Origin of the sequence: Collinsella sp. WCA1-178-WT-3 (M1) (assembly GCF_009696325.1) — a bacterium.
GTDB lineage: Bacteria > Actinomycetota > Coriobacteriia > Coriobacteriales > Coriobacteriaceae > Collinsella.
Genome location: NZ_VUME01000001.1, coordinates 258439 through 285316, shown reverse-complemented (window position 1 = coordinate 285316; position 26878 = coordinate 258439). Strand labels below are relative to the sequence as shown.

Below are 26878 nucleotides of genomic sequence, written 5' to 3'. Positions count from 1 at the left end.
TCGTTACTCCTTAACGGTTTTCTGTAGCAGGCAGACGGCCCAGGCGCCAATTCCCTCGCCTTGACCTTCCCAACCGAGCTTTTCGGTCGTGGTGGCGGCGACGCCCACGTTTTCGACGTCAACGCCCAGGGCATGGGCCAAGTTGGCACGCATGGCATCGCGGTGCGGGGTGATCTTAGGCTGCTGACAGGCAATGGTGCAGTCGGCATCGACAAACTCAAAGCCCAGCTCGCGCGCATAGTCCATTACGCGGGCAAGCAACACCATCGAGTCGGCACCCTCGTAGGCGGAGTCGGTGTCGGGGAACAGCTTGCCAATGTCTCCCCCGCGGCAGGCGCCCAGAATAGCGTCGGCCAGCGCGTGCGCGAGCACATCGGCATCCGAGTGGCCCAGCAGGCCGCGCTCGTAGGGAATGTCGACCCCGCCGATGATACATCGACGCCCCTCCACCAAACGGTGGACGTCGTAGCCGTGGCCAATGCGCAGGTTACTGAACATGGGGAAGGTCCTCTCTCTCGGCCATCCGCCCGAGCAAAATCGCGGTTACGGGACGCAAGTCCTCGGGCACCGTCACCTTAAGGTTGTCGCGCGGGCTCTGGACGCAGCGGACGCGCCCACCCATGCGCTCGACCAGTGACGAATCGTCCGTACCGATAAAGCCCTCGGCAATCGCCGCGGCATGGGCGCGTTTCATGGCGTCGACACTAAAAATCTGCGGCGTCTGCGCGGCCCAATAGAGTTCGCGTGGCGGCGTCTCGACGATGTTGTCCCCATCGACGATCTTGAGCGTGTCGATCGCGGGCTGGCCACACACGACACCGTCGAGCGAGCGGTCACTCACGAGCACGTCGATAGCGTGATCGATGGCCTCGGTAGTAATGAGCGGACGAGCGCCGTCGTGAATGGCGACGTATTCAAAGCCTGCCGGCACCGCATGCACGCCGGCACGAGTGGAGTCCTGGCGAGTATCGCCGGCATCGGCGAAGCTGATGGGCGTGTTATACGAATACGGGCTGATGGCCAGGCGGCGCATCTCGGCACGACGCTCGGCAGGGCAAACCACGACGATATGGCCGACCTTATCGCTACGGTCAAACGCGCGGATGGACCAGCTCATAAGCGGACGGCCCGCTACATTGACGAGCTGCTTGCCACCGGGATTACCAAAGCGCTGGCCGCTGCCACCGGCAACGACCACGGCGCATACGGGCGCCATTATGCGTTCCCCTGTTTGGTGCCCTTCATGCGGTACAGGGAGTCCGCAAGAATGGCAGGGTTGTTAACGCCAAAGTCGCCCAGGCGCTCCGGATCCTTGCTGATGTCGTCCATGAGCTCCTGCAGCGAGCCATACTCGTCGACGATCTTCTCGGCCACGCCGTCGCGCACAACGGACACGCGCGAAAGCGTGCGCAGGCCCAGCGGCGTCATGACGGAGTCCTCGTCCAGGTCGTCGTAACCCAGAACCGCCGCCACATGCTGCGGGTCGGACAAGTCCTTGGGCGTCATACGGCTAAGCTCGGCACGGATCTTCTCGGCGTTTGCCTCGGAGGAATCGCTTGCGTAGTCGCGAATCATCAAGTCGTATTCGGTATCCATGCTGGAGCCGGCGAGCTGCTCGAGCTGCATCTGCACGAGCTTGCCCTGGTTGCCCAGCTTGACAATGCAATCCTTAAGCTCGGTCTTTGCCTGCTGCATAATCTCGAAACTCGAGAAAATGCCGGTGATGTCGGCGAGCGTGACGTAGTCGTCCAGCTCGAGGGCCGTCAGACGCAGCAGGGAGCGGTCGAGCGACTGACGGGTGGTCTGAAGCGTAGCGACGAGCTGGTTGACCGAGCTCATGATGGTGGTGACGGGCTGAATCTCATAGCTCTTGCCGTGCACATACACGTTGACGACGGCACGACGGGCCGAGACCGAGATCACGATGGCGTCGGTGAGCACCGACATGCGAGCGGCAGTACGGTGACGCATGCCCGTCTCGCTCGTGGCGAGCGAGGGGTCGGGATTGAGGTGGAAATTGGCGCGCAGGATCTGGGTAAGGTCGCCGTCGATGACGATAGCGCCGTCCATCTTGGAAAGCTCGAACAGGCGGTTCGAGGTAAACGAGATGTTGAGCGGGAAGCCGTCGTTACCGGCAGCGAGCACGTTTTCGGTGTCGCCGACGCAGATAAGGGCACCCAGGTGACCGGCGATGATCATGTCAAGGGCGGTGCGGATCGGCTGACCAGGTGCCGTCAGGCGGATGGCCTGTTCCATACGCTTTTGCAGCTCGTTCTTATCCAAGGCATCGCTCCCATCGTATACGCTCCATAAACGTCAATAAGTTTCTCACGGTTTGCCCCTGTGACGCCCGCAAATTCCGATGCTTACAGAATGAGCGAACACCGCTTAGGTAGCTCATTTGGGACGGGGCTCTTTTGGCTGCTCATGTGGTAGCATCGGGTCTCATATAAATGAGGGAGTGGTCGTGTAATCGGGTTCGCCCGCAGAGAGGGGGCCAGACTATGGGACTCGCAGAGCTCGTGTTGCTCGCCGTTGGCCTTTCGATGGACGCCTTTGCCGTTTCTATCTGCAAGGGTCTCGGCATGAAAAAGATCAACCTTAAAGTCGCCGTTGTGCTCGGCCTGTTCTTTGGCGGCTTTCAGGCCGGCATGCCCGTAATCGGTTGGGCACTCGGCAGCCAGTTCATGGGCATCATCGGTCCCATAGACCATTGGATCGCCTTTATCCTTTTGGCCTTTATCGGCGGCAAGATGCTGTGGGAAGCCTTTACCGAAGACGAGGATGAGGACGAAGGCGACGGCAAGGATGCCGAAAAGATCGACCTGGGCGAGTACCTAATCCTTGCCATCGCCACCTCGATTGACGCGCTCGCCGTGGGCATCTCGTTTGCCGCGCTCTCAGTCGATATCGTGCCCTCTGTATCGCTTATCGGCGTCACAACGTTTATCTTCTCCGTCGCCGGCGTAGCGATCGGCCACACCTTTGGCGCGCGCTACGAAAAACCCGCCACCATCGTGGGTGGCGTCGTACTCGTCCTCATCGGGCTTAAGATCCTGCTTGAGCACCTTGGGATCCTCGCACTGTAACGAATAACGGCCGCCCGGCATTACGCCAGGCGGCCGTTTTCATAGCCAGCCGTTTTAGAGCGGCTTAACCAAGGCGACCTTTACGCGGCAAGGCGCTTGAGGACGTCGATGAGCAGCTCGTAGAAGCGCTCGGCAGAAGCGAGCTCCATGCTCTCGTCCGGGGTGTGGACATCGGAGAGCGTCGGGCCCACGGCGATGGCGTCCAGGCCGTGCAGGGCCTCGGCAAACAGGCCGCACTCAAGGCCGGCGTGAATGGACTCGATGCGCAGCTCGGAGCCAAAGAGCTCGCGATAGCTCTCGACAAAGACGTCGCGGACCGGCGAATGCTCGGCATAGCTCCAGCCGGGATACTCGAACTCAAACTTGGCGTCGAAGCCCAGGACATCGGCCAGCGTCTGCAGGCGGTCCTTGAACTCGTTCTGCAGCGAGGTGATCGAGGAGCGCGGGGACAGCATGATCTTGACCTCGTCGTCAGAAGTGGCAACCACACCGATGTTGGAGGAAACCTCGACGGAGCCGTCGGTAGCAACGTTGCGGCGGATCACGCCGTTGGGGGCAAGACGCAGGGCGCGGATGAGGGCAAGCGCGGACTTCTCGTCCATGGCCTCGACCTCGGCGTCGTCGGCAATCTCGACAGTGCAGGTAAAGCCGGGGTCGAAGACCTCGAGCTCGGCAGTGACGTCGGCGATAATGCCCTTTGCGATCTGGGCCGCGGCCTCGGCGGCAGCGTGGTCGGCGTAGACCAGAACAGCCTTGCACTCACGGTTGATGGCGTTGTCCTTGGTGCCGCCGTTAAAGCTAACGATGGCGGGCTCGCCGGCAACCATCAGGCGGTCGATGATGCGGGCCATGATGAGGTTGCCGTTGCCGCGCTCCAGGTGGATATCGCTGCCGGAGTGACCGCCCAGCAGGCCGGAGATGTCGAACGTGAGGGTACTACCGGTCTTGTGCTCGCGCGCGATCGGGCAGGTGTAGGTAACGACGACGCCGCCGGCGCAGCTGACGGTGGCAACGCCCTCTTCCTCGGAGTCAAGGTTGATCATGGTGCGGGCGCTAATCTGAGACTTATCGAGCGTCTCGGCGCCGACCAGGCCAGTCTCCTCGTCGGTGGTGAATACGCACTCGAGGGCGGGGTGAACGATCGAATCGTCATCGAGAACAGTGAGCATCAGAGCGACGGCGATACCGTTGTCGGCGCCCAGCGTGGTGCCGTTAGCGGTGAGAACGCCGTCCTTGACGAGCAGGTCGATACCATCGGTCGTAAAGTCGTGCTCAACGGAGCCCAATTTGTCGCACACCATATCGATGTGGCCCTGCAGCATCACGGTCGGGGCATTCTCGGCACCGGCAGATGCGGGCTTGCGAATGATGACGTTGTAGACCTCGTCCTGATACACATCGAGGCCGCGCTCCTTGGCAAACGCAACCAGGAAATCGCTGATGCCCTTCTCGTTGCCAGACCCACGGGGGATCGCGCTGACCTCCTCAAAGAAATGGAACAGCTGGGCGGGCTCATAGCCGGTGATCTTGTAGTCCATGGTGCCTCCTTGGCGCAACTGGTTAGACAATAAGACATGCGCCTTGTATATTCCCAGACTTCGTTTGCATAAACCAGTCGAAAACGCCGAGCGCTCTCGCATCATCGGCTAACGGCGGAGAAACGCCACTTTATTAAGATAAAGCAGGTAGACGGACCGCGTCGAAGGGACGTTGGACCCTTCAACCAACCTCAACGCTTGATCAACGCTTATGCATACGCCGTTGGTATGTTTAATGAGATTTACTTTGAACGAGGGGCCTTTCCAACAGAAAAAAGGGCGCTCCTTTGGAACGCCCTCGTGGACACAAGGTTTTGTTACGCCCTACAGCGCGCCGGAACCGGCTTGCATCATGCCGCCGGGGCCCGAGCTTACGCCACTGCTCACAGGCGCGGCGTTTCCGGTGTGCGGCGCTTCCGGAGCGGTATCGCCCCCAAGCGCACCTGCCGGACGCGGCGCTGGGATCTCGCCCGTACCGTGGCTAAAGACGAACTTGCCGTCGGCCACGTCGCACATGACGGTATCGCCGCTGCCCCACTCGCCGGCCAGCAGCTCCTCGGATAGCGGATCCTCGATGAGCTTTTGGATGGCGCGGCGCAGCGGACGTGCGCCGTTGGTGAGGTCGGTACCCTCGGCTACGATCTTGTCGTAGGCCGCATCGGTGAGTTTGATGTTCATGCCGTTGGCAATCAGGCGCTGGCGCAGGTCGTCCACCAGCAGGTGAGCGATCTTGGTCAGGTTCTCGCCCGAAAGCTTCTGAAACACCACGATGTCATCGATACGGTTGAGCAGCTCGGGGCGGAACAGGCGCTTGAGTTCGCCCATCGCACGGCCCTTAATCTCGCTCGAGGTAAGACCCTGCTCACCGGTGGTGCCAAAGCCAACGCTCGCATCCTGCGCAATCTCGCGGGCGCCCACGTTGGACGTCATGATGATCACGGTGTTGCGGAAATCGACCGTCTTGCCCTGGCTATCGGTCAGGCGACCCTCCTCAAGCACCTGCAGCAAGATGTTGAAGATATCGGGGTGCGCCTTCTCGATCTCGTCGAACAGCACGACCGAGTACGGGTGACGGCGAACGGCCTTGGTGAGCTGACCGCCCTCGTCGTGGCCCACGTAGCCCGGGGGGCTACCGATAAGCTTGGAGACCTCGAACTCGCTGCCAAACTCCGACATGTCGAAGCTGATGAGCGCGTCCTTGCTGCCAAAGAGGTACTCGGCGAGCGTCTTGGCGAGCTCGGTCTTGCCTGTGCCGGTAGGACCCAAGAAGATGAAGCTGCCGCCGGGACGACGCGGGTCCTTGAGCGGCGAGCGGCTGCGGCGCACTGCCTTGGCCACGGCCTCGACAGCTTCATCCTGGCCGATAATGCGGGTCTTGAGCACGCTTTCGGTCTGCAACAGACGACGGCTTTCGCTCTCGGTGAGCGAAGACACCGGCACGCCCGAGGTCACGGACACGATGTCGGCAACCTGGGCGACATCGATGGTGAGCGGGCTGGCGTCGAGCTCGGCCGTCCAAGCTGCCTTGGCCTCGGCGAGCTCAATCTCGGCAGCCTTCTGCTGCTCGGTAATCTCGGCGGCCTTGTTCATGTCGTCGCCCTCGGTGGCCTCCTGCGCGGCAGCCTTGAGCTCCTCCACGCGATGCTCGGCCTCGCGCACCGGCTCAGGCGCACGGTTGGCGGCAATGCGGGCGCGGGCGCCGGCCTCGTCGATGAGGTCGATGGCCTTATCGGGCAGGAAGCGATCCTGGATGTAGCGGTTGGAGAGGTTCGCGGCGGCCTCGATGGCACCCTGCGTATAGCGCACGTGGTGGTGCTCCTCGTAGCGCGGCTTGAGCGCGGTCAGGATCTTGACCGTGTCCTCGACGCTTGGCTCCTCAACATCGATGGTCTGGAAGCGGCGCTCGAAGGCCGGGTCCTTGGTGAGGTACTTGCGGAACTCCTCGGCCGTGGTGGCACCGATGATCTGGAAAGCGCCGCGCGCGAGCACGGGCTTGAGCATGGAGCTTGCATCGATGGATCCCTCGGCAGAACCGGCACCGATGATGGTGTGCATCTCGTCGATAAACAGGATGACGTCGTCGGCTTCGGTTGCCTCCTGGATTACGTTCTTGAGGCGCTCCTCAAACTCACCGCGATACTTGGCGCCCGCGACAAGACCCGGCAGGTCGAGCGTCCAGATGTTCTGGTTCATAAGGTTCTCGGGCACGTTGCCGGCAGCGATCTGCTGCGCCAGACCCTCGACGATGGCCGTCTTGCCCACGCCGGGGTCACCCAAGATAAGCGGGTTGTTCTTGGTGCGGCGCGAAAGGATCTCCATCATGCGCTGGACTTCCTTTTCGCGACCGATCACCGGGTCGAGCTTGCCGTCACGCGCCTTCTGCGTAAGGTTGGTGGCGAACTGCTTGAGCGTGTCGGTGCCGCTCCCCTTTTGCTGTGAGGCGTCCGAGCCGCTAAAGAACGGCAGGCCTGTACCGGGACGCCCGGCACCGGCACCGGCGAGCGGGCGCTTCTTGTCTTGATCTTTGGCGGTAAGCTTCTCGATGGCTTTTTTAATGGAAGCGGACGAAACACCCAGGCGCATGAGAATGTCCATGGCCATGCCGTTGCCCTCTTCGACGATACCGATGAGCAGGTGCTCGGTCGACACATAGGTCTGGTTGTTCTCGCGCGCCACGCGGAAGGAACGCTCCATCACGCTGATGACGAGCGGCGTAAAAGCGAGCTTAGCGGCCTCGGTCTCCTCGCTGGGCTCGGGAACGGTGGTCTGGACCTCCTTGAGCGTGTCCATGATGTCATCGTAGGAGATATCGAGTGCGCGCAGTGCCTCGGCGGCAATGCCCTCGTCCTCCTTGGCGAGCGCGAGCAGCAGATGCTCGGTGCCCACCTTATTTGAGTGAAGATCGAGCGCCTCCTGCTTGGCCATGGACATGACCTTGCGCGCGCGATCGGTAAAACGGTCCAACATGCTAGTTCCTCTTAGACGAGCTAGTTTTTCAAACGCAAAGCGCCACTCGTGGCGGCGCTTTGGTCTCTTTACCCATATGGAGTATATGTTAACCGCTGTGGCCTTTTCCGCGTGCAGCCATACGACAACGTCTACAAAAAAGGAATCGCCGGGTGCGGCGGGCGCTCTAGGTTAGAGGCTCTTGCCTAGCAGGCGGGCTCGGCGTCCATACTCTCGGCAACGTCATCGACGACATCGGCAACGGGAGCGCCCGGCATACGTACGAGCTCCATATGCTGCTCTTCGAAGACGGTTCCCATGGGGAAGGCATGGCGGAAGATATAGCGAGCAACCGGACCAGCCACCAGCAGGTTCCAGGGCAGGGCCATGATAAAGTTGCGCGGAATGTTGACGAGCCACATCATCGGCAGCACCTGCAGATTGGCAAGCGGGCCGCCGGGCATATGGAGCAGGCCTTCGCACGCGCCGTAGAGCGACATGATGATAACCATGGGAACGACCATGCAGGAGCTGACGGCGAGCGTCATGGCAAGCGGCGAGCTCTTACCCGGCGTGACCAGGAATTTAAAAGCGAAACCCTTGGCAAGAGGGCTGGCAACAAACCAGTCGCAGCACATGGCAAAAATGTAGGCAACGGGGAAGCCGAGCCACGCGGCGGCAATGACCTCGCCGTTGATGGCCCCATGCTGCAGGGCAACGTTGTAGATGCTCATCCAGAGCACCATGCAAAAGCACATGATAAAGGTAAACAGCAGGCTCTCTCGTTTATTGATAGGCATAAAGGGCAAAATCCTTTCTGTGTTACGCCGCGGTGCACAACAAAAACGGGCGGGCGAGATGGAGCTACTGGGACTTCATCTCGCCCGCCCGTGGTACGTGCGTCTGCGACTACTTATGTGGTGGAACTACCCTAACACGAACGGCGCGCGCTTCGTAAGCGTTGAGTTTATGAAGATGCAGGGCACCGATAATCCCCCGACCCCATAAGTTGCAGTGGAATACGAAGTGCCAACCAGAGCAACGCCGCAGGTAGAGGACGGACAGCGACAGCTAAAGGAAACATAAAAGAGACAACTGTCATGCGAGACATGTGCACAATAGCCGTTGGGTAGTCGTTTAAGAACGTCCCCAACGACTACTCCGGCAACGCCGATGTTTTGGCAACGACAGCGAGCGACGTCCAGGGCGAACAAGTTGGCATGAAAAAGGCAAGGCATAGACCTTCTGGTCATGCCTTGCCTTTTGAATGACAAATTGTCGCCCTGGGCGGCGCGCAGCGTCGGCTGATCCGCCGTTCGGTAGAACGGCGGAACCAATTAGTACATCTTTGCGCCGGCGGGAATGGAGGCGTCGAGCTGGATCAGGTTGAGGCGCTCCTCGCCCTCCTCCTCGTGGATGGCACTGATGAGCATGCCGCAGCTGGGGATGCCCATCATCTTGCGCGGAGGCAGGTTGGTGATGGCAAGCAGGGTCTTGCCGACCAGGTCCTCGGGCTCATAGTATTCGTGGATGCCGGAGAGGATGGTGCGGTCGGCACCGGTACCGTCGTCGAGCGTAAAGTTCAGCAGCTTCTTGGACTTCTTGACGGCCTCGCATGCCTTGACCTTCACAGCGCGGAAATCGCTCTTGGAGAAGGTATCGAAATCGACGAACTCCTCAAACAGCGGCTCAACGGCGATCTTGGAGTAATCGAGCGTGGGCTTGAGCGACTTAACGAACGGGCTCGCGGCGTTGCCGGCCTCTGCAGCCTTGGCGGCAGCGGCACCGGACTGGAAACCCTTCTCGGGCTTCATGTGCGGGAACAGCAGGACATCGCGGATGGAAGCCTGGTTGGTGAGCAGCATGACCACGCGGTCGATACCGATGCCAATGCCGCCCGCGGGAGGCATACCGTACTCGAGGGCGCGCACGTAGTCCTCGTCATACTCCATGGCCTCATCGTCGCCGCCGGCCTTCTCGGCCATCTGGGCGGCAAAGCGCTCAGCCTGGTCGACCGGGTCGTTGAGCTCGGAGAATGCGTTGGCGTACTCGTGGCCGGCGATGACCAGCTCAAAGCGGTGGGTCAGACGCGGATCGTCCTCAAAACGCTTGGCGAGCGGGCTGACCTCGATGGGGTAATCGCACACGAAGGTCGGGTTGACGATGGTGTCCTCGCCCAGCTCATCGTAAATCTCGGCGATGATCTTGCCTGCAGTCCACTCGGGCTTGATCTCCAGGCCCTTCTCGCGCGCGGCGGCAGCAAGCTCCTCGACAGGCGTGTCGATGGTGACCTTCTTGCCGAGCACGTCAGAGACAATATCAGTCATGGGGCGGCTTGCCCACTCACCGGAAAGATCGATGGTCTGGCCCTGGTACTCGATGACCTCGGGGTTGCCGATGGCCTTGTTGGCAGCCTTGATGACGCCCTGGGCGAGCGCCTTCATACCCTCGAGATCGGAGAAGGCACGGTAGGCCTCCATCGTGGTGAACTCGGGGTTGTGGGTGAGGTCCATGCCCTCGTTACGGAAGATACGACCGATCTCGAAGACGCGCTCAAAGCCACCGACGATGCAGCGCTTGAGGTGCAGCTCGGTAGCAATGCGCAGGTAGCACTCCTGATCGAGAGCGTTAAAGTGCGTGATGAACGGCTTAGCCGTAGCGCCACCCTGAATGGTCTGCAGAATGGGAGTCTCGACCTCCATGTAGCCGTCGGACTCCATAAAGCGACGGAAGGTGGAGAGGATCTGCGAGCGCTTGCGGAAGGTCTCGCGGACATCGTCGTTGGCGATCAGGTCGACATAGCGCTGACGATAGCGGGTCTCCTTGTCGGAGAGACCGTGGAACTTCTCGGGCAGCGGGCGAACGGCCTTGGAGAGCAGGGTCGCGCTCTTTGGGGCGACGGAGAGCTGGCCGCGCTGAGTACGCACAACCACACCGGTCACACCCAGGATATCGCCAAGGTCGAGGGCCTTGAGCGTATTCCAGGCTGCCTCATCCATGTCGTTGATGCGGCAGAACAGCTGAATCTCGGCCGTTGCGTCGCGCACGACGATGAACATGATCTTGCCCTGACCACGCTTGGCGACCACGCGGCCGCCGATCTTCACGACGTCCTCGGTGTCCTCGCCATCGGCAAGATCGGCATACTTAGCCTCGATGTCGGCAACGTAGTCCTCGATCTCGGAGTGCTCGGGATAGGGGTTCTGGCCCGCCTCGAACAGGGCGGCGCGCTTGGCCAGGCGCGTGGCGCGCTCGTCGTTGAGCGTCGATGCCTGCTCGGCGGCGTTCTGGTTCTCTGCCATAAGTTAGCTCCTCAAACTAAAACGCTCCCCAGGATTCGGTCCCAGGGAGCGAAAACAAACCTTTACGCGGGACCGTGGTCTAGCGTGCGATCTTGGCGATGGTGTAGACGCGAGTCTTGCCGGAAGGCGTAACGACCTCGACGGAGTCGCCCTCGCCGTGGCCGATGATGGCGTGGCCGACCGGGGACTCGTTGGAGATCTTGTGCTCGAGCGAGTTGGTCTCGGTGGTACCGACGAGCGTGACTTCCATGACCTCACCGTTGGGATCAATCAGCGAAACGGTGGAACCGATGGAGACGGTCAGATCGCCCGTGGTGGCAGCAACCTGAGCGTTGGCGAGAATAGCCTGAATCTCGGCAATGCGAGCAGCATTCTGAGCCTGCTTGTCCTTGGCGGCATCGTACTCGGAGTTCTCCGAAAGGTCGCCAAACGCGCGGGCTTCCTTGATGTCCTCGACGATCTCCTTGGCGTAATCGCCCTCACGCCAAGCGAGCTCCTCGACGAGCTTCTGGCGGCCCTCAGCGGTCAGTACGATCTGGCTTGCGTCCATACGGATATCTCCCCAACTATGATGTAACAATCAACTGTCAACATAACGAAAAAGACCGGCTAGCCTGCGGGCAAGCCGGTCAGGTGCTCACCCCAAAGGGATGGGACTACTCTGCGTCCGCGTCGCCGTCCTCTGCCTTCTTTTTCTTGGCGGCGGCGAGCTGGGCCTCGAGCTCTGCGATCTTCTTGTCCTCCTCGGACTCCTCGACCACAACGTCCTCGGCCTGCTTGGTCTCGTCCTTATCGTCGCCCTCCATACCCTCGCGGATATTCTTGACGGTAGAGCCGAGGGACTTGCCGAGCTTCGGCAGGTTCTTGGGCCCGAAGATAATCAGGACAACGACGAGAATGATGATGAGCTCAGGAGCCCTCAGTCCAAACATGTAGACCTCCACAAAACAGCGAGACAAGCTCGAATGAGTATACCGCGGGTATCGCGGTATCACAACAATAGCTAAAAAAAGGGACCGCAAGAAGCGGTCCCTTCTCATGCTCTGGTCGGGTTGACTGGATTTGAACCAGCGACCCCTGCGTCCCGAACGCAGTGCTCTACCAAACTGAGCCACAACCCGTTAGCTCGACTATAGTAACAAAGTTTTTCGCCGCGTGCTAGAGAAATTTTTATTTCTTTGGCGCGTCGATTTGAACCGTGTTGGGAATAAGCTCAGTCGCGCAGGACCACCAGCCATTTTGCTGGGCAGCCCCGGCAAGCCTTTCGGCCGTGGCGGCGGTGTCGCAAATGGCAAACGAGCAGGCACCCGACCCGCACACGTCCACGGCAACGGTTCCCTCCTGTGCGCGCAGCCAGTCGAGAACCGCCTGGATCTGCGGCTCCATCAAAGCAGAAATGACGCCCAAGTTGTTATGGATGAGCGAATACGCCATCTTCGCATCACTCACGCGAAGAGCCGATGCAATGGCGCCGGGCGCAGTCGCGGACACCGGGGCCTCGTCAAAACGTCGATAGGCCTCAATTGTCGAAACGCTCGCCTCCCGCGGCTTGACCAGCACAACGGGCGTCACAGGAAGCGCGGGGTACTCAGTTGCCAGAACGTCTCCCCCACCCACGTAGAATGCGGGGCTCGTATGCAAAAAGAACGGCACGTCGGCGCCGATGCCACGCGCAATCTCATCCAGCGCAGGATCAGTGCGGTCGATGCCCCACAGCTCAGCCAGGGCAACGATAACCGCCGCGGCATCCGTCGAGGGGCCGCCCAGGCCGGCGCACAGCGGGATGCGCTTCTCAATCGTCACGCACACGTTTGCCTCGCGCCCGAAATGATCGGCCATGGCGACGGCGGCGCGGTAGGCAGTATTCTTTTGCATGGGAAAATCTGATGCCGGAACCGTCTGGACGGTCAACGCCTGCGCCGGCGTGACCGTCACGGTATCGGCTAGGCCGACAGCTGCCATCAGGGAATCGACGTTGTGGTAGCCGCGGGTATCGCGCTCGGTATGAACCCCCAGGTAGAGGTTAATCTTTGCCGGCGCAGTAAGGATGAGGGACCGATCGGTCACCGTTAATGCTCCTCGAGCTGGTTGCCGAGCGGAGTAAAGATGTGCTCGCCGCTCTCGGGGTCGAACAGTTCAACCTGACCGGTAAGGACGTCGATGTACTGGTAGGACTGACGCGACTTGCGGCCGCGGCGCTCGTCAACCTCGACGATAAAGACAGCCGGGTGGACGCTCTTGATGGTACCCATGCGCTCGACAACGCGGGTACGGCCCATGTTGGCCTTCACCTTGACGCGATCGCCCACCATATCGGTCAGCTTCTCGTGGATGTCGTCGACGTAATTGACTTCCATCTCTTCCATGAACAGGGCCTCCAGAGGGTGCAATTCAAAAAGGGGATAATACCCCTAAGATAGACAAAACTCTAATACTATAGCACCCTGTTACAACCCCACGCAAGTAGCTAATTAGGCTACTTACAGATTGTCGGTATCGAGGACAATGGTGAACGGGCCGTCGTTGACCAGGTCGACTTTCATGTCGGCGCCAAAGATGCCGTGCGCCACGTGGTCGACGTCCTGGGCGACGAGCGTCAGAAAGTACTCATAAAGCTCGTTGGCGACATCGGGCGCGCCAGCATCCGTAAACGACGGACGACGGCCGTGGCGGCAATCGGCAAACAGCGTAAACTGCGACACCACGAGCACCTCGCCGTCGACATCGGCAAGCGCCAAGTTAGTCTTGCCGTTCTCGTCCTCGTTGATACGCAGCCCGCGGAGCTTGCCCCATAGTTTATCGGCCTCGGCACGCGTATCGCCATGGCCCACACCCAGCAATACCAGATAGCCGCGCCCAATGCGGCCCACGCACTCGCCGTCGACCGTCACACCGGCGTTGAGCACGCGCTGCACCACCGCACGCACGGCCTACTCCTCGCCCGTGAGTTTGGCGGACAGGTGCTCGAGTGCATGGAAACGATGGCTGATGGCGTTCTTCTCATCCGCTGTGAGCTCGGCCATAGTTTTGCCCGGCGTATCGACCGGCAGGAACAGCGGGTCGTAGCCAAAGCCGTGGTCGCCGCGGCCCTCGTGTGCGATAACGCCCTCGCAGGCGCCCTCGCCATAGGTGACCAGGCCGTTTTGGTCGATGAGCGCAACGACGCTCATAAAGCGTGCGGTGCGATCCTCGTCTGCCACGCCTTCCAGATTAACGAGAAGTTTGGCATTGTTGGCGGCATCATCGCCGTGTACGCCCGCATAACGCGCGCTATACACACCCGGCTCGCCGTCCAGCGCGTCGACAACCAAGCCGGAATCGTCGGCGATGGCCATAAGGCCCGTCTCCTCGACCGCAGCCTGCGCCTTGATGATGGCGTTCTCCAAAAACGTCGTGCCGTTTTCCTCGGGGTCCTCAAAATCGCCCAGCTGGCCGAGCGCCACAAAGCGCACCTCGGGCATGACCTTGCCCAAAATGGCCTCGATCTCGGTGAGCTTATGGGCGTTACCCGTGGCCACAACAATGGTCGCCGCCGGGTCGAGGGTGTCGATATCAATCTTCTCAAGTGCCATAGCTGGCCTCCTTGTCTCTTATAGCAATGCCGTGTAGAGGACGACGAGGGCCTCGGCCTCTCCCCTCTCAATCAACGGCAATCTTATACTTCGGCGTTTTCGCAGATTAAACCTGCCAAAATCAACATCCCCTTTTGGCAGGTTAGGCGAGGGCTTGACGCTGAAGCTCGATGAGCTCGGCGATGCCCTTGTCGCCCAGATCGAGCAGGGCGTTGAGACGCTTGCGGTCGAAGGGTGCCTGCTCGCCGGTACCCTGGAGCTCGATCATCTCGCCGGAGTCGGTGGCGACGAGGTTCATGTCGACCTCGGCGTGGCTGTCCTCGGAATAATCCAAGTCGAGCAGGGTGTTGCCGTCGACGACGCCCATGGAAATAGCGGCAACCTGACCGGTAAGCGGAATGCGCTCGAGCTTGCCCGCCTCGACCCACATGGCAAGGGCGTCGTGCAGCGCCACCCAGGCGCCGGTGATGCTCGCCGTACGCGTGCCGCCATCGGCCTGGATCACATCGCAGTCAACGGTAACGGTGTACTCGCCGAGCGCCTTCATATTGACGACGGTGCGCAGGCTGCGGCCGATCAAGCGCTCGATCTCCATGGAACGGCCCTTGCGGTTGGCATGTTCGCGCTTGCAGCGCTTGCCGGTCGACGCCGGCAGCATCGCATATTCCGCCGTTACCCAACCGGCCTTGGCGCCCTTGCGCCAGCCCGGAACGCCCTCCTCGATGGTGGCGGCGCACAGCACGCGCGTGTCGCCAAACTCTGCCAGGCACGAGCCGTGGGCGTGCTTCATGACGCCGCGGGTGAGCTTAACGGGACGCAGCTCGTTTGCGGCGCGGCCGTTGGCGCGGTTGACCTGCATATATTCCATGGAACTATCCTTTCGGCAAAAGAGTGGCGAAGACTCCGGCGACATTGCGTGCCTAACCGAGTTCGTCGATATCGACATGCTCGATGCTTTTGAGCGGCTGGCCAAAGATAAAGCTGCCCGCCACCGCAAACTCGGCAATGTTGTCGGACGTGGTGGCAAAGCGATGCTGCGGCTCGGCGGTGTTGCCCGCCAGCTGCTCACGGCGCGTGAGGATATCGGTCAGCTCGCGAGTGGTCTCCTCGGCGGAGCTCACCACGCGCACCCCGGGCCCCAACGCATGACGGATGGGGCCCACCAGCAGCGGAAAGTGCGTACAGCCGAGCACCACGGTATCGATGCCACGATCGTGCAGTGGCTCGACTGTGGCGTTGACCAGCGCGCGAACGGCTGGCGTATCAAAAATATCCTCGTTCTCGAGCCACTGCTCCTGCAGATGCGCGCCCGAGGCGAGCTCGTGCTCGACAACCTCGACAAAGCTCGAGGCAGGGCAGCCATACACGTCCACGCCGGCATCCAAGTCCTGGATGGCGCGCGTGTAGGCGCCCGAGCGGATGGTGAGGTTGGTGGCGAGCACGCCCACACGGCGCGTGCGGGTGCTGTTGATGGCGGCACGCGCGCCCGGCGCGATTACGCCAATCACGGGGACATCGAGCACCTGCTGAGCCAGGCGAAGCGCCGCTGCCGTCGCCGTATTGCAGGCGATGACCATGATCTTGACGTCGTGTCTCGAAAGCCAGCGCCCCGCCTGTAGCGCAAACGAGCGCACCTCGTCCTCGGTGCGGGTGCCGTAAGGGCAGCGCTTGGTATCGCCAAAGTAGTAGACGGACTCGTGCGGAAGCGCCGTCGCAATCGCGCGCGCAACCGTCAAGCCGCCCAGGCCCGAGTCGAACACGCCGATGGGGCGCGTATCACCGGCCAGATTCTCGATATCGGACATTACCTCACCAGATTCTCTCTCGAAAAGATATGGCCAAGCGTAACGGCACTGCGCTATGAACGGGCCGCGACGAGCAGCTCCGCCGTCGCCGCCCAGCCGTCAACGATCCTGCCGCGCGTGACAAAGGCGTTATCGCAGGACGCAAGAAACTCGGGCGCGCCGACGCTGGTCAGACCGTTCTCGACCAGGCAGAACGTGCCCACGTGGTCGGCCATGTAGAAATCAGACTCGGAATCGCCGAGTGCCAGCGTCTCGTCGCGCTCGATGCCCAGATGCTCGCAGAAACGCGCGACCGCCACGCCCTTGTCGAGACCCGACGGATTGATGTTAAAGGCACGACCGTCCTCGACGCGATCGAGCTCGAGGGTCGTCGGCTTGGACAGATGAGTCAAGTGGCCGTTGCAGGCCCAGACCAGACCGCAGCCGGCCTCGTCGAGGATGGCCTGCGCCTCGTCATCGGGAATATCGCCGCGCATGCCGACGGTGACCTCGCGGTACTTATAGCCAGTCGACATGTCGTTGTGGTACTCGATCTTGTGCGGCCAGCGAGCGAGAATCTTCTCGCACACGCCGGTCTGCTCAATCACCTGGTGCGGCGTAAGGCCGCAGGCGGGGTCGTAAGGCATGTCGCCGGTCAGATACTCCCAGTCGTTGGCCTTGAGGTCGTACATGACCAGGCCACCCATCTCGCCAATGTAGGAGTTGAGGCCGAGCACGCGGGCATCTTCGTGGATCATGGTGCGGTTGCGACCCGAGGTGGGAATTACCTGGATGCCAGCGCGGGCAAGCGCCACGACGGCCTCGACGAGCTTGGTCGAGGGATTGCCGTCGTTGTCGCGCAGCACGCACGAGCCGGGCGCGAGCATCGTGGCGTCCAGATCGGTAAAGACGTACTTGACCTTGGCAAGGCGCTCGCGCATCTCGCCCGAAAGCTCGGCAACGGTCGGCAGGGTGTTGTGGGACATGGTCACTCCATTTATTACGTAGAAAAGGCTTAATCTTGGTACCGCGTTTTCCCTAAGGTGAACACGCTTGAGAGACACTGCATCATCGGGCGTCGAGAATCCGCAAACGCCATCCTAAAGGCAGCGGCGCTTAGGCGCCGTACGCCGCAAGGATACGTTTGAGAACCGAGCCATCACGCTCGCAGGGCTCGGGTCCGTTCTTACGCAGCATGCACTCCTCCTCGCCCTTGCCGGTCACGATAACCACAGCGGGGCGGTCGGTCTCGCGCACCGCCGTCTCGATAGCGGCGGCGCGGTCGCACACGATCTGCCAGCTATCGTTTCCCTGCGCCTGGACATTGCGCGCGATCTCGGCGCAGATGTCCTCGACGTCCTCGGGGCCCGGGTCATCCTCGGTAATCACGATGCGATCGGCGTATTTGCCGGCAGCGATACCCATCGTAGTACGGCGATCGACACCCTTGCCTCCCGTTGCACCAAAGACAACCGCCAGCTCGCGCTCGGGATAGTTCTCGCGCAGGTCGCGCAAAAGCGTCTCGAGGCTCATGCCGTTGTGCGCATAGTCAACGACGCCCAAAATCTTGCCCGATGCAGACGGATAGAGCTCCATGCGACCGGGAACAAAGACGCCCTCAAAGCCATGGACGATGCCCTCTTCGGAAATGCCGAGGGCCTCGGCGCAGGCAATCGCGGCAAGCGCATTGGACACGTTGAACTTGACGGGCGTGGGGATCACGATGTCACGCGTAAAGCGCGGCGTGCGGACCGTGGCGATCACGCCGCAATCGCCGTTGCGAATGGCCAACGCACGCACGTCGGCGCGTCCATCGGTCAGCGAGAACGTCACCGTGCGCTCGCAGCGGGACGCCGCCTCGAGCACGCGGTCGACGTGGTCCATATCGAGGTTGACCACGGCAAAGCGGCTCTGCGAAAAAATCTTGAGCTTGCTGGCAAAGTAATCCTCGAGCGTGGGGTGCTCGATCGGCGAGATATGGTCCTCACCGATATTGGTAAAGGCGCCCACTTCAAAGTCAATCTTGCCCGTACGCTCGTATTTGAGGCCCTGGCTCGACGCCTCCATGACCAGCCACGGAGCGCCCGCCTCGGCGGCATGTGCGATACGCGACTGCAAAAGGAAGGACTCGGGGGTCGTTAGCTTAGAAGGACCGACCTCGATACCGTCATCGAACTCGATACCCGTGTTGAGGGCTGGTCGATGACGGCCCGTGAGCTTAGCCTCGTTGGCAAGAATGCCACGCAGATAAAAGCTGCAGGTCGACTTGCCCTTGGTGCCCGTAAAAGCGCAGACCTTCACCTTGCCCGAGGGATGACCGTAATAGGCGTCCGCCACCACAGCGAGCGTGCGGCGGATATCGTTGACGATCACAGCGGGAATATCGACGTCGTAATCGACCTCGGACACGTACGCCACGGCGCCTTCGGCAATCGCCGAGACAAGATACTCGGGCTTGAACGCACGGCCCTTGCAGACAAACAATGTACCCGGGCGCACCTGGCGCGAGTCGTCGGTCGCAAACTCGATGCGCTGGTCGCAAAGAGTATCCGGCTTGGAAACAACAAGGGCCTCGGCCTCGAGCAGCTCCACATAGCGCATCAAAGCCAGCTTCTCCTTCGTCGTACCCGACATATAACGACCTTTCTCGCTAAACCTAACCTTAAAAGAGCAAAAACCGTCCCAGATGAATCCGGTCGCGCCCCTGTATTATCAACCATCCTAATATGCCACCTGACCTTGCGAGTGTCTCAGCACCCTAAAAACTTGCAAGGACCAGCGCACGGTTAATTCGAAATAACAAAACCCCCGCCCTACAAATGCGCGCGATGCGGGGATGACCAGTGAGTTTGTCATGCTCTACAAGGACACGTCGCTGCTTTCGAGCGTCGGCGTCATGGAACTCATGCTGTTCTCCAAAAAACCTCACGGCCACCACGGGCAACATCACACCCTACATTTGCGCCGCACTCTACTATCTGGTTGTGACGATTCCGCTCATCCACGTCGTCACCAAGGTAGGGCACCGCCTTGCCGAGCGCGGCAAGCGCTAGCCCCTCTCGCGCTCTCGCACACAGTAATCATCGTAGTCGCGGCCCGCCGCTTCACCCAACGTGCGGGCCGTGGTTTTTCGGTCCCCTCGGCGCTTATGCCCCATCACGAAGCAAAAGATTGGCATGATAGTAAGGATTGATTGATATCGACTGCTGCAAACCTTGCGGCAGCGGACCTAAGCCGTCAGCAGAAAGGATCTTGCATGTGCGGTTTTGTCGGTTTTACCGGTACAGATGAACAGAGTGAGCTGGTTCTCACGGCCATGATGAATCGCATCATCCATCGCGGGCCGGATATGGGTGGCCAGCACATCGTCGATAACGTCGCCCTCGGCTTCCGCCGTCTTTCGATTCTCGACCTTTCCGAGGCTGGCGCTCAGCCCATGTCGAGCGATGACGGCAAGGTCACCATCGTCTTCAACGGCGAGATCTACAACTTCCAGGAGCTTCGCGCCGAGCTCGAGGCTGCCGGCTACGTCTTCCACTGCAACGCCGACACCGAGGTCCTGGTGCACGGCTACGAGGAGTGGGGCGAGGACCTGGTCAACCGCCTGCGCGGCATGTATGCGTTCGTGATTCACGACCAGAACAGGAACAAGCTCTTCGGCGCCCGTGACATCTTTGGCATCAAGCCGTTCTATTACTACCGGGCCTCCGACGGCTCGCTGCTGTTTGGCTCCGAGATCAAGAGCTTCCTGGACCACCCCAAGTTTGAGAAGGCCGTCAACCGCGACGCGCTGCGTCCCTACCTCACGCTGCAGTTCCCTGCCACGGAGGAGACGTTCTTTAAGGGCGTGTTCAAGCTTGCCCCCGCGCATTGCTTTACGTACGACCTTACGACCAACACTATGGATATCAAGCGCTACTGGAGCTGCGACTTTACCGATGACAACTCCAAGAGCTTCGAGGAGTACGTGGACGAGTGCGACAAGGTCGTGCACGAGAGCGTTGCCGCGCACCGCATCGCCGATGTTAAAGTTGGCTCGTTCCTCTCCGGCGGCGTCGACTCCAGCTACATTGCCGCCTGCCTCATGCCCGACACCACGTATTCCGTCGGCTTTGACTACAAGAACTTCAACGAGACCAACTACGCCGCCGAGCTTTCCGACAAGCTTGGCATTAAGAACGTGCGCAAGATGATCACCGCCGACGAGTTCTTCGACGCGCTACCCGATATCCAGTACCACATGGACGAGCCGCAATCGAACCTCTCCAGCGTACCGCTGTACTATCTGGCACAGATGGCCGCCGAGGAAGTTACCGTCGTCCTTTCGGGCGAGGGCGCCGACGAGCTGTTTGCCGGGTACGAGTGGTACGAGGACACCCCCGAGATGCGATCCTTCAAGAAGCGCGTGCCGCTCGGCGTGCGCCGTGCCCTGGGCTCGCTCGTTCAGCATCTCCCCTACTTTAAGGGTCACAACTTCCTGACCAAGTGCGCCGAGGTCCCCGAGCGCTGGTACGTGGGCCAGGCAAAGGTGTTCGACCCGTCCGAGGTTGACGAGGTTCTCAAGCCAGCTTACGACACCGGCAAGAACGCCTCCGAAATGTGCGCAGAGTACTACAAGCAGGTCCCCGACTGCTGCGAGCTCTCTAAGAAGCAATACCTGGATATGAACATGTGGCTTCCGGGCGACATCCTGCTCAAGGCAGACAAGATGTGCATGGCACACTCCCTGGAGCTCCGCGTTCCGTTCCTGGACAAAAAGGTCATGGAGTTCGCCGAGCATATTCCCGCCAACTACCGTGTCAACGAAGAGGGCTGCAAACTTGTCCTGCGCCACGCCGCCAATCGCACGCTGCCCGATGAGTGGGCAACACGCAAGAAGGTTGGCTTCCCGGTGCCAGTTAAGTTCTGGCTGCGCGAGCAGAAATACTACGACTACGTCAAGGAGTACTTCACCGCACCGTGGGCTGCCGATTTCTTTGACACCGATGCGCTCATGAAGCTGCTCGACGATCACTTTGAGGGCCGCGCGCTCAACCAGCGCAAGATCTACACCACGCTGACGTTCCTCATTTGGTACAAGCGCTTCTTTATCGACGAGAACAAGGGCACCGAAGTCTCCGCTTAGATTTCGTTATGAATTAGCGGTGAACCCCGCAGGGTTTCCGCTATACTCAATTCCCGCGGGCGATTGGCGCAACGGTTAGCGCAGGTGCTTTACACGCACAAGGCTGGGGGTTCGAATCCCTCATCGCCCACCACTGAATTGGAAACGGTCCTCGCAAGGGGACCGTTTTTGTTTGCGCCCAGTGCAGAGGGATTCGAACCCGCAAGGGTGCGGAGCTGAGGAAACGCGAAGCGTTTTCCAGCGCAGCACGCGAGGAGCGGAGCGACGAAGCGGGGCGCGGGCGGCGCCAGCCGCACGCGGACATCCCTCATCGCCCACCACTGAATTGTTAGGCCTCCAGCGATGGGGGCCTTTCTTTTTTGCATACGGCCTATCCCAGCCATGGTAAATCGATAGCAAAACGGGCTCCAGTTCGCCCAATCGTGCGCCAAACGGCACGTGACGGTCTGGAACCCGCTTCAAACTGCTATGCCTGATGGCGCTAAGCTAAAACACCCGCCAGTATCTCGATTAGGCTGTCTACATCGGCTTCCTCGCACACGAGCGGCGGCAAGAAGCGCAGTGTATGTGCACCTGTAGCGTTAATCACGGCACCAGCCACCAATGCGCGAGCCACAACGTCGTGCGCATCACCCGCAGCATCGTCCAAATCGCAGCCGAGCATTAGGCCGCGACCACGCACCTCGGTAACATGCGGCAGCTTGGCGAGCCTTGCCTCCATATAGGTACCCACCTTGGCGGCATGGTCTGCGTAGTCACCGCGCACAAGCGCGGAGAGCGTCGCGGCACACGCCGCGATGGCCAAGCAGCTGCCGCCGAAGGTCGAACCATGGTCGCCGGGCTTAAAGATGTCAGCGATTTCTTTCTTTGCCACCACGGCACCCATGGGCACGCCGTCGGCGATGCCCTTGGCAAGACTCATGATATCGGGCTCCACACCATAAGTCTGGAACGCAAACGGCTTGCCGGAGCGGAAAATACCACACTGGACCTCATCGGCGATAAGCACGGCACCTACCTCGTGTGCCAAGTCGCGCGCCGCCGCCATAAACTCCTCGGTCATGGGATGCACACCGCTTTCGCCCTGGATCGGCTCGAGCATCACAGCGCAAATCTCGCTTCCCAGCTGCTTAAAGATTGTGCGCAGTTCATCTACATCGTTGGGTGTGCATGCCACAAAGCCACCCGGCAGCGGGCGGAAACTGTCCTGCAGCCAATCCTGCATGGTCGCCGCAATGGTCTCGAGCGTACGACCATGAAATCCGCCGCGCATACACACGATGGTGTTGCCACCGTTGCCGGCACGTTTGGCATACAGACGCGCGAGCTTCATAGACCCCTCGTTGGCCTCGGCACCGGAATTGGCAAAGAACGTCTCCCACACCTGCTCGCCCGCAGCCGGAGCGCCAAGCGCCGCCGCCGTGGTCTCGTCGCCAGCGGCAATCGCGTCGGCAAGCACGCGCGCACCGTCCGCATCGTCGTTGGCGAGCTTGGACAGCAACGCCGCGACCTGGCCGCGCTGCTCAATGTAGAAGTAGTTGGAGACATGCAGGAGCTTTTTGGCCTGGGCCTCGAGCGCCGAGAGCACCGCCGGGTTGCCGTGGCCTAGGCTGCATACGCCAATACCTGCAAGAAAATCGAGATATTCGCGACCATCGTCGCCGGTGAGCTTCATGCCGTGGCCCTCGACAAACTCGACCGGCGAGCGGCCAAAGGTTTGCATAACGTAGTGGGATTCGAGCGATTGTTGAGCTGCAAGTGACATGAGATGCCTTTCGTTAAGCGCCAGGCGGCGCGGACTGTGGGTGTAACGGTGTGACGATTTCTAACCAGCTAGACCGTCTGGAGCTTCTCGACCTCGTCGAGGTTCTCGGTCAGGCGCGCCGCAAAGGTCGAAAGCGGGTGCGGGTGCGTATCAAATTCGTAGGCCGTCTCGGTAGAGTGGATCACGGTGCCGACGCCGGCATCGGTCAGCAGCTCCAGGAGCAGCGAATGCGGCGTGGTACCGTTAATGATGTGAGCGCGAAATACGCCGCCGACAAGCGCATCGACGGCCGCGCGCAGTTTGGGAATCATGCCCTTATCGACCTCGCCACCGTAGAGCATCTCATTAACCTCGTCGAGCGTTAGGTTGGAGATGAGCGAGTCTTTATCGCTAAAGTCCTTGTACAGGCCGTCGACGTCGGTCAAAAAGATCGCCTTGTGCGCGTGGAGCGCCGCCGCAACGGCACCGGCGGCGGTGTCGGCGTTGATATTGAAGAAGCCACCGTCCTCCCCCGCCGCAACGGTAGCGATGACGGGAATATACTCGCTATCGAGCAAGTGCTCGATGTAGTCGGTGTTGACATGCGTCACTTTGCCCACGCGTCCGAGCTCGGGGTCGAGCGGCTCGGCGATGAGCGTGCCGGCGTCGCTGCCCGATACGCCCACGGCCAAGTTACCGTGGTGGTTGATTGCCGCCACCAGCTCCTGGTTAACCTTGCCGCCCAGCACCTCGCGCACGATATCCATGGTCGCCGGCGTGGTCACGCGCTGACCGTTCTTAAACTCGACGGGCATATCGTAATGGCTCAGCGCCTCGTTGATGGCTTTACCGCCGCCATGCACGATGACGGGGCACATGCCGATAATCTTGAGCAAAACGATGTCGCTCATCACGTCGCGACGCAGTTGCTCGTCTACCATGGCGGCCCCGCCATACTTGATAACGACCGTCTTGCCGGTCAGGTTTTTAATCCACGGCAGCGCTTCGAACAGCAGCTGCGCAGTTGCTTCGTTGGATTCGCTCGAACGACAATCGCGTGCGAATTTCATAATCTGCCTCGTCTTTCGTATCGTTATCGCGCTGTGCTCCGCTGCCCGCAATCGCGGCGAGATGCGCAGCGTGCCTGGAGTCTAGGAGCGGTAGTCACCATTGATTGAGATGTACTCGTGCGTGAGGTCACAGGTCCACACGGTCGTTGCCGCGTCGCCTGCACCCAGGTCGGCCGAAATCACGATCTCGGGCGCCTCAAAACGTCGCAGGGCCTCGTCCTCGTCAAAAGGAACAGTCAGGCCATCGCGGCAGACGGGCATGCCCATCATGTCGATGGAAACGTCTTCCTGATTAAACTTTACGCCGCACTTGCCGAGCGCCATGGCAACGCGACCCCAATTGCAGTCGTGGCCAGCGATGCAGGTCTTGACGAGCGGCGAGTTGGCGACGGCGCGGGCGGCGATATCGGCTTCCTCGTCGTTGGCGGCGCCGGTGACGTTAACCGTCACGAGCTTTGACGCACCCTCGCCATCGGCCGCGATGTTACGCGCCAGGCTCTCGCACACCTCGTGAACGGCAAAGGCCAATTCGTCAAAGGCGTCAGTGCCCTCGACGATGGCCTCGTCATCCGCGGCGGCAGCGCCAGAAGCCAGCATGATACAGGTGTCGTTGGTCGAGGTATCGGAATCGACCGTCACTTTATTAAAGGTCTGTTTAACGGTCGAGAGCAGTAGGGTGTGGAGCGCCGCCGACTCGACGGGGGCATCGGTAGTAATGACCGCGATCATGGTGGCCATATTGGGCATGATCATGCCCGATCCCTTGCACATGCCGCCCACCGTATAGGTATTGCCTGCGTGCCCCGCGGCCTCGCTGCGGTAACACACGGCATACTCCTTGGAATGCGTATCGGTCGTCATGATGGCACGGGCTGCATCGGCGCCGCCATGGGCAGAGAGTGCCTCGTAGGCGGACGGAATTGCCGTCTCAAACGTGTCGATCGGCAGAATCTGTCCGATCACGCCCGTGGAGGCAACTAAAATCTGTTGGGGTTCACAGCCAATGACCTGCGAGGCGATGTTACACGTCTCACGCGCACAGGCAAGACCGGTCTCGCCCGTGGCGGCGTTCGCGTTGCCGGAGTTGATTGAAACACCGGCGATGATGCCATAGCCCTTGTCCGTACCGCCCAGGTTGGCACGGCTCACCTGCACGGGCGCCGCACAAAAGCGGTTAGTCGTAAACACGCCGGCCCCGGGACAGGGTTTATCGGGCACAACGAGCGCGTAATCCAGGCGCTCGGGATTCTTGCGGAATCCGGCATGGATGCCCGCCGCCTTAAAGCCGGCTGCCGCCGTTACGCCGCCCTCTACGGCACGGATCTTGATATCGAACTGCTCAGCATTCATCGTCTTTACGACTCCTTATGTCAAACAAAAAATGGGCATCGGTTGGTGCGCCATGCCAGCCACAATCATGAGACCAGCTTAAAAGTGGCGCCAAACTCGATACCCGACTACCAAATCGTTAATAATCGAATGTGCTACACCGGGCACGCCACTGTGGGCAAGCCTCGTCGCTCGTCAAAACCAAAGACGATGTTGGCGCACTGGACCGCCTGGCCCGCAGCGCCCTTGCACAAATTGTCGATGGCGCCCGTCGCCACCAGCACGCCCGCACGCTTGTTGAGCGCAAGGCCGATCTGGGCGGCATTGGTACCGACAACCGAAGCCGTCTTGGGCTGCTGGCCGGCATCGAGCACGCGCACAAAGGTACGACCGGCGTAGAACTTCTTGTAATGGTCGACGGCATCCTCAAGAGTCAGCGCTTCGAGAGCCTGCGTTGCGAGCGGCAGCGTCACCGTAGAGAGCAGGCCGCGCTTGAGCGGTGCCAGGTGCGGAGTAAAGACGACGCGATCGGTAAGGCCCAGAATTTGCTCGATTTCTGGCGTATGGCGATGTTTTCCTACGCCATAGGCCTCCAGATTCTCGTCCGCGCTGCAAAAATGGGTGCGGGTGTTGCACGACTTACCGGCACCCGTCACGCCACTGATGGCGTCGACGACTACGGGGCCGCTCTGGGCCACCCAGCCCGCACGCACGGCAGGCGCGGCAGCAAGACTCGTTGCGGTGGGATAGCAACCGGCGCAGGCGACCAGTACGGGCTTGCCAGCGGCATGGCTGGAAGCAGCGGTCTCTAAGTCCTGGTAGAACAACTCGGGCAGACCGAAGGCACGTGTTTTAAGCAACTCGGGGCTCGTGTGCTCGGCGGCATACCATGTCTCAAAGACGGACGCGTCGCTCAGACGGTAATCGGCCGAAAGATCAAAGCAAGAGACACCCGATGCAAGCAGAGCGGGCACCTGTGCCATGGCAGCCGTGTGCGGCACGGCGAGAAAAACCGCATCGCAGCTCTTGAGTTCAGGGGCGTCATGCGTGGTGAAAACCAGATCGCTCACGCCAGCAAAGCTCGGATACACCGCGGACAGCAACTGGCCGGCATCGGCGTTGGACGTAATGGCAACAAGTTCAAACTCGGGATGGCCGAGCACGAGGCGAATAAGCTCAGCACCGGCATATCCAGCCGCGCCGACGATTCCAACCTTTAAAGACATATCGGACTCCTTGTCTGCGGTCTTATGCGTCGTTGCGCATTCCGCAGCTGTCGTTATGAGGTAGGTTGAAACTTTAGCACCCGAGAATGCATATTTACGCAAATAATTTGTGTCTTCATGCATTGAAACATACCCGACACATTCGCTTGAAAG

At 60.6% G+C, this 26878-nt stretch carries 23 protein-coding genes and 2 tRNA genes; 3 read left to right on the top strand and 22 right to left on the bottom strand.

Annotated features, from left to right (window positions below):
• Nucleotides 1-3: 3 nt before the first annotated feature.
• Genes ispF through disA form a run of 3 tightly spaced genes read right to left on the bottom strand, consistent with a single transcriptional unit; the run spans nucleotide 4 to nucleotide 2256 of the window.
• A complete protein-coding gene (gene ispF, locus FYJ40_RS01225; RefSeq protein ID WP_117716889.1) occupies nucleotides 4-498 on the bottom strand; it encodes a 2-C-methyl-D-erythritol 2,4-cyclodiphosphate synthase in 495 nt (164 codons plus the stop codon).
• Entirely contained in the window at nucleotides 488-1216 is a 729-nt protein-coding gene (gene ispD, locus FYJ40_RS01220) for a 2-C-methyl-D-erythritol 4-phosphate cytidylyltransferase (RefSeq protein WP_154514770.1), read from the bottom strand. Before ispD ends, ispF begins: the two co-directional genes overlap by 11 nt.
• The gene (disA, locus tag FYJ40_RS01215) at nucleotides 1216-2256 is read right to left on the bottom strand and encodes a DNA integrity scanning diadenylate cyclase DisA (RefSeq protein WP_370450554.1); all 1041 of its coding nucleotides are present in this window, start codon (nucleotides 2254-2256) and stop codon (nucleotides 1216-1218) included. Before disA ends, ispD begins: the two co-directional genes overlap by 1 nt.
• Nucleotides 2257-2504: 248 nt before the next feature.
• On the opposite strand from disA, the gene FYJ40_RS01210 reads away from it, so the two are divergent.
• Complete coding sequence (locus tag FYJ40_RS01210; RefSeq protein WP_154514774.1) at nucleotides 2505-3089, top strand: manganese efflux pump MntP family protein; 585 nt, start codon at nucleotides 2505-2507, stop codon at nucleotides 3087-3089.
• Nucleotides 3090-3169: 80 nt separating this feature from the next.
• Here the strand turns inward: FYJ40_RS01210 and FYJ40_RS01205 are convergent, their stop codons facing one another.
• The 15 genes from FYJ40_RS01205 to FYJ40_RS01130 all read right to left on the bottom strand — a co-directional run bounded on the left by FYJ40_RS01205 (nucleotide 3170) and on the right by FYJ40_RS01130 (nucleotide 18865).
• Nucleotides 3170-4627: an aminoacyl-histidine dipeptidase gene (locus FYJ40_RS01205; protein ID WP_154514776.1), complete on the bottom strand. Its 1458-nt coding sequence runs from the start codon at nucleotides 4625-4627 to the stop codon at nucleotides 3170-3172.
• Between the two features lie 324 nt (nucleotides 4628-4951).
• A complete protein-coding gene (locus FYJ40_RS01200) occupies nucleotides 4952-7594 on the bottom strand; it encodes an ATP-dependent Clp protease ATP-binding subunit (RefSeq protein WP_154514778.1) in 2643 nt (880 codons plus the stop codon).
• A gap of 185 nt (nucleotides 7595-7779) precedes the next feature.
• Complete coding sequence (locus FYJ40_RS01195; protein ID WP_154514780.1) at nucleotides 7780-8373, bottom strand: DUF2798 domain-containing protein; 594 nt, start codon at nucleotides 8371-8373, stop codon at nucleotides 7780-7782.
• 537 nt (nucleotides 8374-8910) lie between these two features.
• The gene (gene lysS / locus FYJ40_RS01190) at nucleotides 8911-10875 is read right to left on the bottom strand and encodes a lysine--tRNA ligase (protein ID WP_154514782.1); all 1965 of its coding nucleotides are present in this window, start codon (nucleotides 10873-10875) and stop codon (nucleotides 8911-8913) included.
• 79 nt (nucleotides 10876-10954) lie between these two features.
• Complete coding sequence (greA, locus tag FYJ40_RS01185) at nucleotides 10955-11425, bottom strand: transcription elongation factor GreA (protein WP_006234960.1); 471 nt, start codon at nucleotides 11423-11425, stop codon at nucleotides 10955-10957.
• A 106-nt stretch (nucleotides 11426-11531) separates the two neighbouring features.
• Complete coding sequence (gene tatA, locus FYJ40_RS01175) at nucleotides 11532-11807, bottom strand: twin-arginine translocase TatA/TatE family subunit (protein WP_195838497.1); 276 nt, start codon at nucleotides 11805-11807, stop codon at nucleotides 11532-11534.
• 112 nt (nucleotides 11808-11919) lie between these two features.
• A tRNA-Pro gene (locus tag FYJ40_RS01170) sits at nucleotides 11920-11996 on the bottom strand.
• A gap of 49 nt (nucleotides 11997-12045) precedes the next feature.
• The gene (gene ispE, locus FYJ40_RS01165; protein WP_370450535.1) at nucleotides 12046-12942 is read right to left on the bottom strand and encodes a 4-(cytidine 5'-diphospho)-2-C-methyl-D-erythritol kinase; all 897 of its coding nucleotides are present in this window, start codon (nucleotides 12940-12942) and stop codon (nucleotides 12046-12048) included.
• A gap of 2 nt (nucleotides 12943-12944) precedes the next feature.
• Nucleotides 12945-13241, bottom strand: coding sequence for a Veg family protein (locus FYJ40_RS01160; RefSeq protein ID WP_118206416.1), 297 nt, complete (start codon nucleotides 13239-13241; stop codon nucleotides 12945-12947).
• Nucleotides 13242-13355: 114 nt separating this feature from the next.
• Nucleotides 13356-13802 (bottom strand): D-aminoacyl-tRNA deacylase, encoded by a 447-nt coding sequence (gene dtd, locus FYJ40_RS01155; protein WP_117797049.1) that lies wholly within the window; start codon nucleotides 13800-13802, stop codon nucleotides 13356-13358.
• A 3-nt stretch (nucleotides 13803-13805) separates the two neighbouring features.
• Complete coding sequence (gene rdgB, locus FYJ40_RS01150; protein WP_154514786.1) at nucleotides 13806-14447, bottom strand: RdgB/HAM1 family non-canonical purine NTP pyrophosphatase; 642 nt, start codon at nucleotides 14445-14447, stop codon at nucleotides 13806-13808.
• A 142-nt stretch (nucleotides 14448-14589) separates the two neighbouring features.
• Complete coding sequence (gene rph, locus FYJ40_RS01145) at nucleotides 14590-15315, bottom strand: ribonuclease PH (RefSeq protein ID WP_117799672.1); 726 nt, start codon at nucleotides 15313-15315, stop codon at nucleotides 14590-14592.
• A 52-nt stretch (nucleotides 15316-15367) separates the two neighbouring features.
• Complete coding sequence (murI, locus tag FYJ40_RS01140) at nucleotides 15368-16252, bottom strand: glutamate racemase (protein WP_117769301.1); 885 nt, start codon at nucleotides 16250-16252, stop codon at nucleotides 15368-15370.
• Nucleotides 16253-16305: 53 nt separating this feature from the next.
• Nucleotides 16306-17217 carry an HAD family hydrolase gene (locus tag FYJ40_RS01135; RefSeq protein ID WP_154514788.1) on the bottom strand — a complete coding sequence of 304 codons (912 nt, stop codon included), beginning with the start codon at nucleotides 17215-17217 and terminating at the stop codon, nucleotides 16306-16308.
• Nucleotides 17218-17347: 130 nt separating this feature from the next.
• Nucleotides 17348-18865, bottom strand: coding sequence for a Mur ligase family protein (locus tag FYJ40_RS01130; RefSeq protein WP_154514790.1), 1518 nt, complete (start codon nucleotides 18863-18865; stop codon nucleotides 17348-17350).
• Between the two features lie 622 nt (nucleotides 18866-19487).
• Here FYJ40_RS01130 and asnB point away from each other — a divergent pair.
• On the top strand, nucleotides 19488-21356 hold the full coding sequence (gene asnB, locus FYJ40_RS01125) for an asparagine synthase (glutamine-hydrolyzing) (RefSeq protein ID WP_154514792.1): 1869 nt from the start codon (nucleotides 19488-19490) through the stop codon (nucleotides 21354-21356).
• 57 nt (nucleotides 21357-21413) lie between these two features.
• A tRNA-Val gene (locus FYJ40_RS01120) sits at nucleotides 21414-21489 on the top strand.
• A 348-nt stretch (nucleotides 21490-21837) separates the two neighbouring features.
• On the opposite strand, the gene FYJ40_RS01115 is transcribed toward FYJ40_RS01120, so the two are convergent.
• From FYJ40_RS01115 to argC, 4 genes are all read right to left on the bottom strand, one after another.
• The gene (locus tag FYJ40_RS01115; RefSeq protein ID WP_154514794.1) at nucleotides 21838-23121 is read right to left on the bottom strand and encodes an aminotransferase class III-fold pyridoxal phosphate-dependent enzyme; all 1284 of its coding nucleotides are present in this window, start codon (nucleotides 23119-23121) and stop codon (nucleotides 21838-21840) included.
• Between the two features lie 68 nt (nucleotides 23122-23189).
• Nucleotides 23190-24170 carry an acetylglutamate kinase gene (gene argB / locus FYJ40_RS01110; protein ID WP_154514796.1) on the bottom strand — a complete coding sequence of 327 codons (981 nt, stop codon included), beginning with the start codon at nucleotides 24168-24170 and terminating at the stop codon, nucleotides 23190-23192.
• A gap of 81 nt (nucleotides 24171-24251) precedes the next feature.
• Nucleotides 24252-25520 (bottom strand): bifunctional glutamate N-acetyltransferase/amino-acid acetyltransferase ArgJ, encoded by a 1269-nt coding sequence (argJ, locus tag FYJ40_RS01105; RefSeq protein WP_154514798.1) that lies wholly within the window; start codon nucleotides 25518-25520, stop codon nucleotides 24252-24254.
• A 134-nt stretch (nucleotides 25521-25654) separates the two neighbouring features.
• Nucleotides 25655-26725 carry an N-acetyl-gamma-glutamyl-phosphate reductase gene (argC, locus tag FYJ40_RS01100; protein WP_154514800.1) on the bottom strand — a complete coding sequence of 357 codons (1071 nt, stop codon included), beginning with the start codon at nucleotides 26723-26725 and terminating at the stop codon, nucleotides 25655-25657.
• Between the last annotated feature and the right edge of the window lie 153 nt (nucleotides 26726-26878).

Coding starts and splice junctions, on each gene's coding strand:
- ispF (WP_117716889.1), bottom strand. CDS start 498: ATGTTCAGTAACCTGCGCATTGGCCACGGCTACGACGTCCACCGTTTG.
- ispD (WP_154514770.1), bottom strand. CDS start 1,216: ATGGCGCCCGTATGCGCCGTGGTCGTTGCCGGTGGCAGCGGCCAGCGC.
- disA (WP_370450554.1), bottom strand. CDS start 2,256: ATGGAACAGGCCATCCGCCTGACGGCACCTGGTCAGCCGATCCGCACC.
- FYJ40_RS01210 (WP_154514774.1), top strand. CDS start 2,505: ATGGGACTCGCAGAGCTCGTGTTGCTCGCCGTTGGCCTTTCGATGGAC.
- FYJ40_RS01205 (WP_154514776.1), bottom strand. CDS start 4,627: ATGGACTACAAGATCACCGGCTATGAGCCCGCCCAGCTGTTCCATTTC.
- FYJ40_RS01200 (WP_154514778.1), bottom strand. CDS start 7,594: ATGTTGGACCGTTTTACCGATCGCGCGCGCAAGGTCATGTCCATGGCC.
- FYJ40_RS01195 (WP_154514780.1), bottom strand. CDS start 8,373: ATGCCTATCAATAAACGAGAGAGCCTGCTGTTTACCTTTATCATGTGC.
- lysS (WP_154514782.1), bottom strand. CDS start 10,875: ATGGCAGAGAACCAGAACGCCGCCGAGCAGGCATCGACGCTCAACGAC.
- greA (WP_006234960.1), bottom strand. CDS start 11,425: ATGGACGCAAGCCAGATCGTACTGACCGCTGAGGGCCGCCAGAAGCTC.
- tatA (WP_195838497.1), bottom strand. CDS start 11,807: ATGTTTGGACTGAGGGCTCCTGAGCTCATCATCATTCTCGTCGTTGTC.
- FYJ40_RS01160 (WP_118206416.1), bottom strand. CDS start 13,241: ATGGAAGAGATGGAAGTCAATTACGTCGACGACATCCACGAGAAGCTG.
- rdgB (WP_154514786.1), bottom strand. CDS start 14,447: ATGGCACTTGAGAAGATTGATATCGACACCCTCGACCCGGCGGCGACC.
- rph (WP_117799672.1), bottom strand. CDS start 15,315: ATGGAATATATGCAGGTCAACCGCGCCAACGGCCGCGCCGCAAACGAG.
- murI (WP_117769301.1), bottom strand. CDS start 16,252: ATGTCCGATATCGAGAATCTGGCCGGTGATACGCGCCCCATCGGCGTG.
- FYJ40_RS01135 (WP_154514788.1), bottom strand. CDS start 17,217: ATGTCCCACAACACCCTGCCGACCGTTGCCGAGCTTTCGGGCGAGATG.
- FYJ40_RS01130 (WP_154514790.1), bottom strand. CDS start 18,865: ATGTCGGGTACGACGAAGGAGAAGCTGGCTTTGATGCGCTATGTGGAG.
- asnB (WP_154514792.1), top strand. CDS start 19,488: ATGTGCGGTTTTGTCGGTTTTACCGGTACAGATGAACAGAGTGAGCTG.
- FYJ40_RS01115 (WP_154514794.1), bottom strand. CDS start 23,121: ATGTCACTTGCAGCTCAACAATCGCTCGAATCCCACTACGTTATGCAA.
- argB (WP_154514796.1), bottom strand. CDS start 24,170: ATGAAATTCGCACGCGATTGTCGTTCGAGCGAATCCAACGAAGCAACT.
- argJ (WP_154514798.1), bottom strand. CDS start 25,520: ATGAATGCTGAGCAGTTCGATATCAAGATCCGTGCCGTAGAGGGCGGC.
- argC (WP_154514800.1), bottom strand. CDS start 26,725: ATGTCTTTAAAGGTTGGAATCGTCGGCGCGGCTGGATATGCCGGTGCT.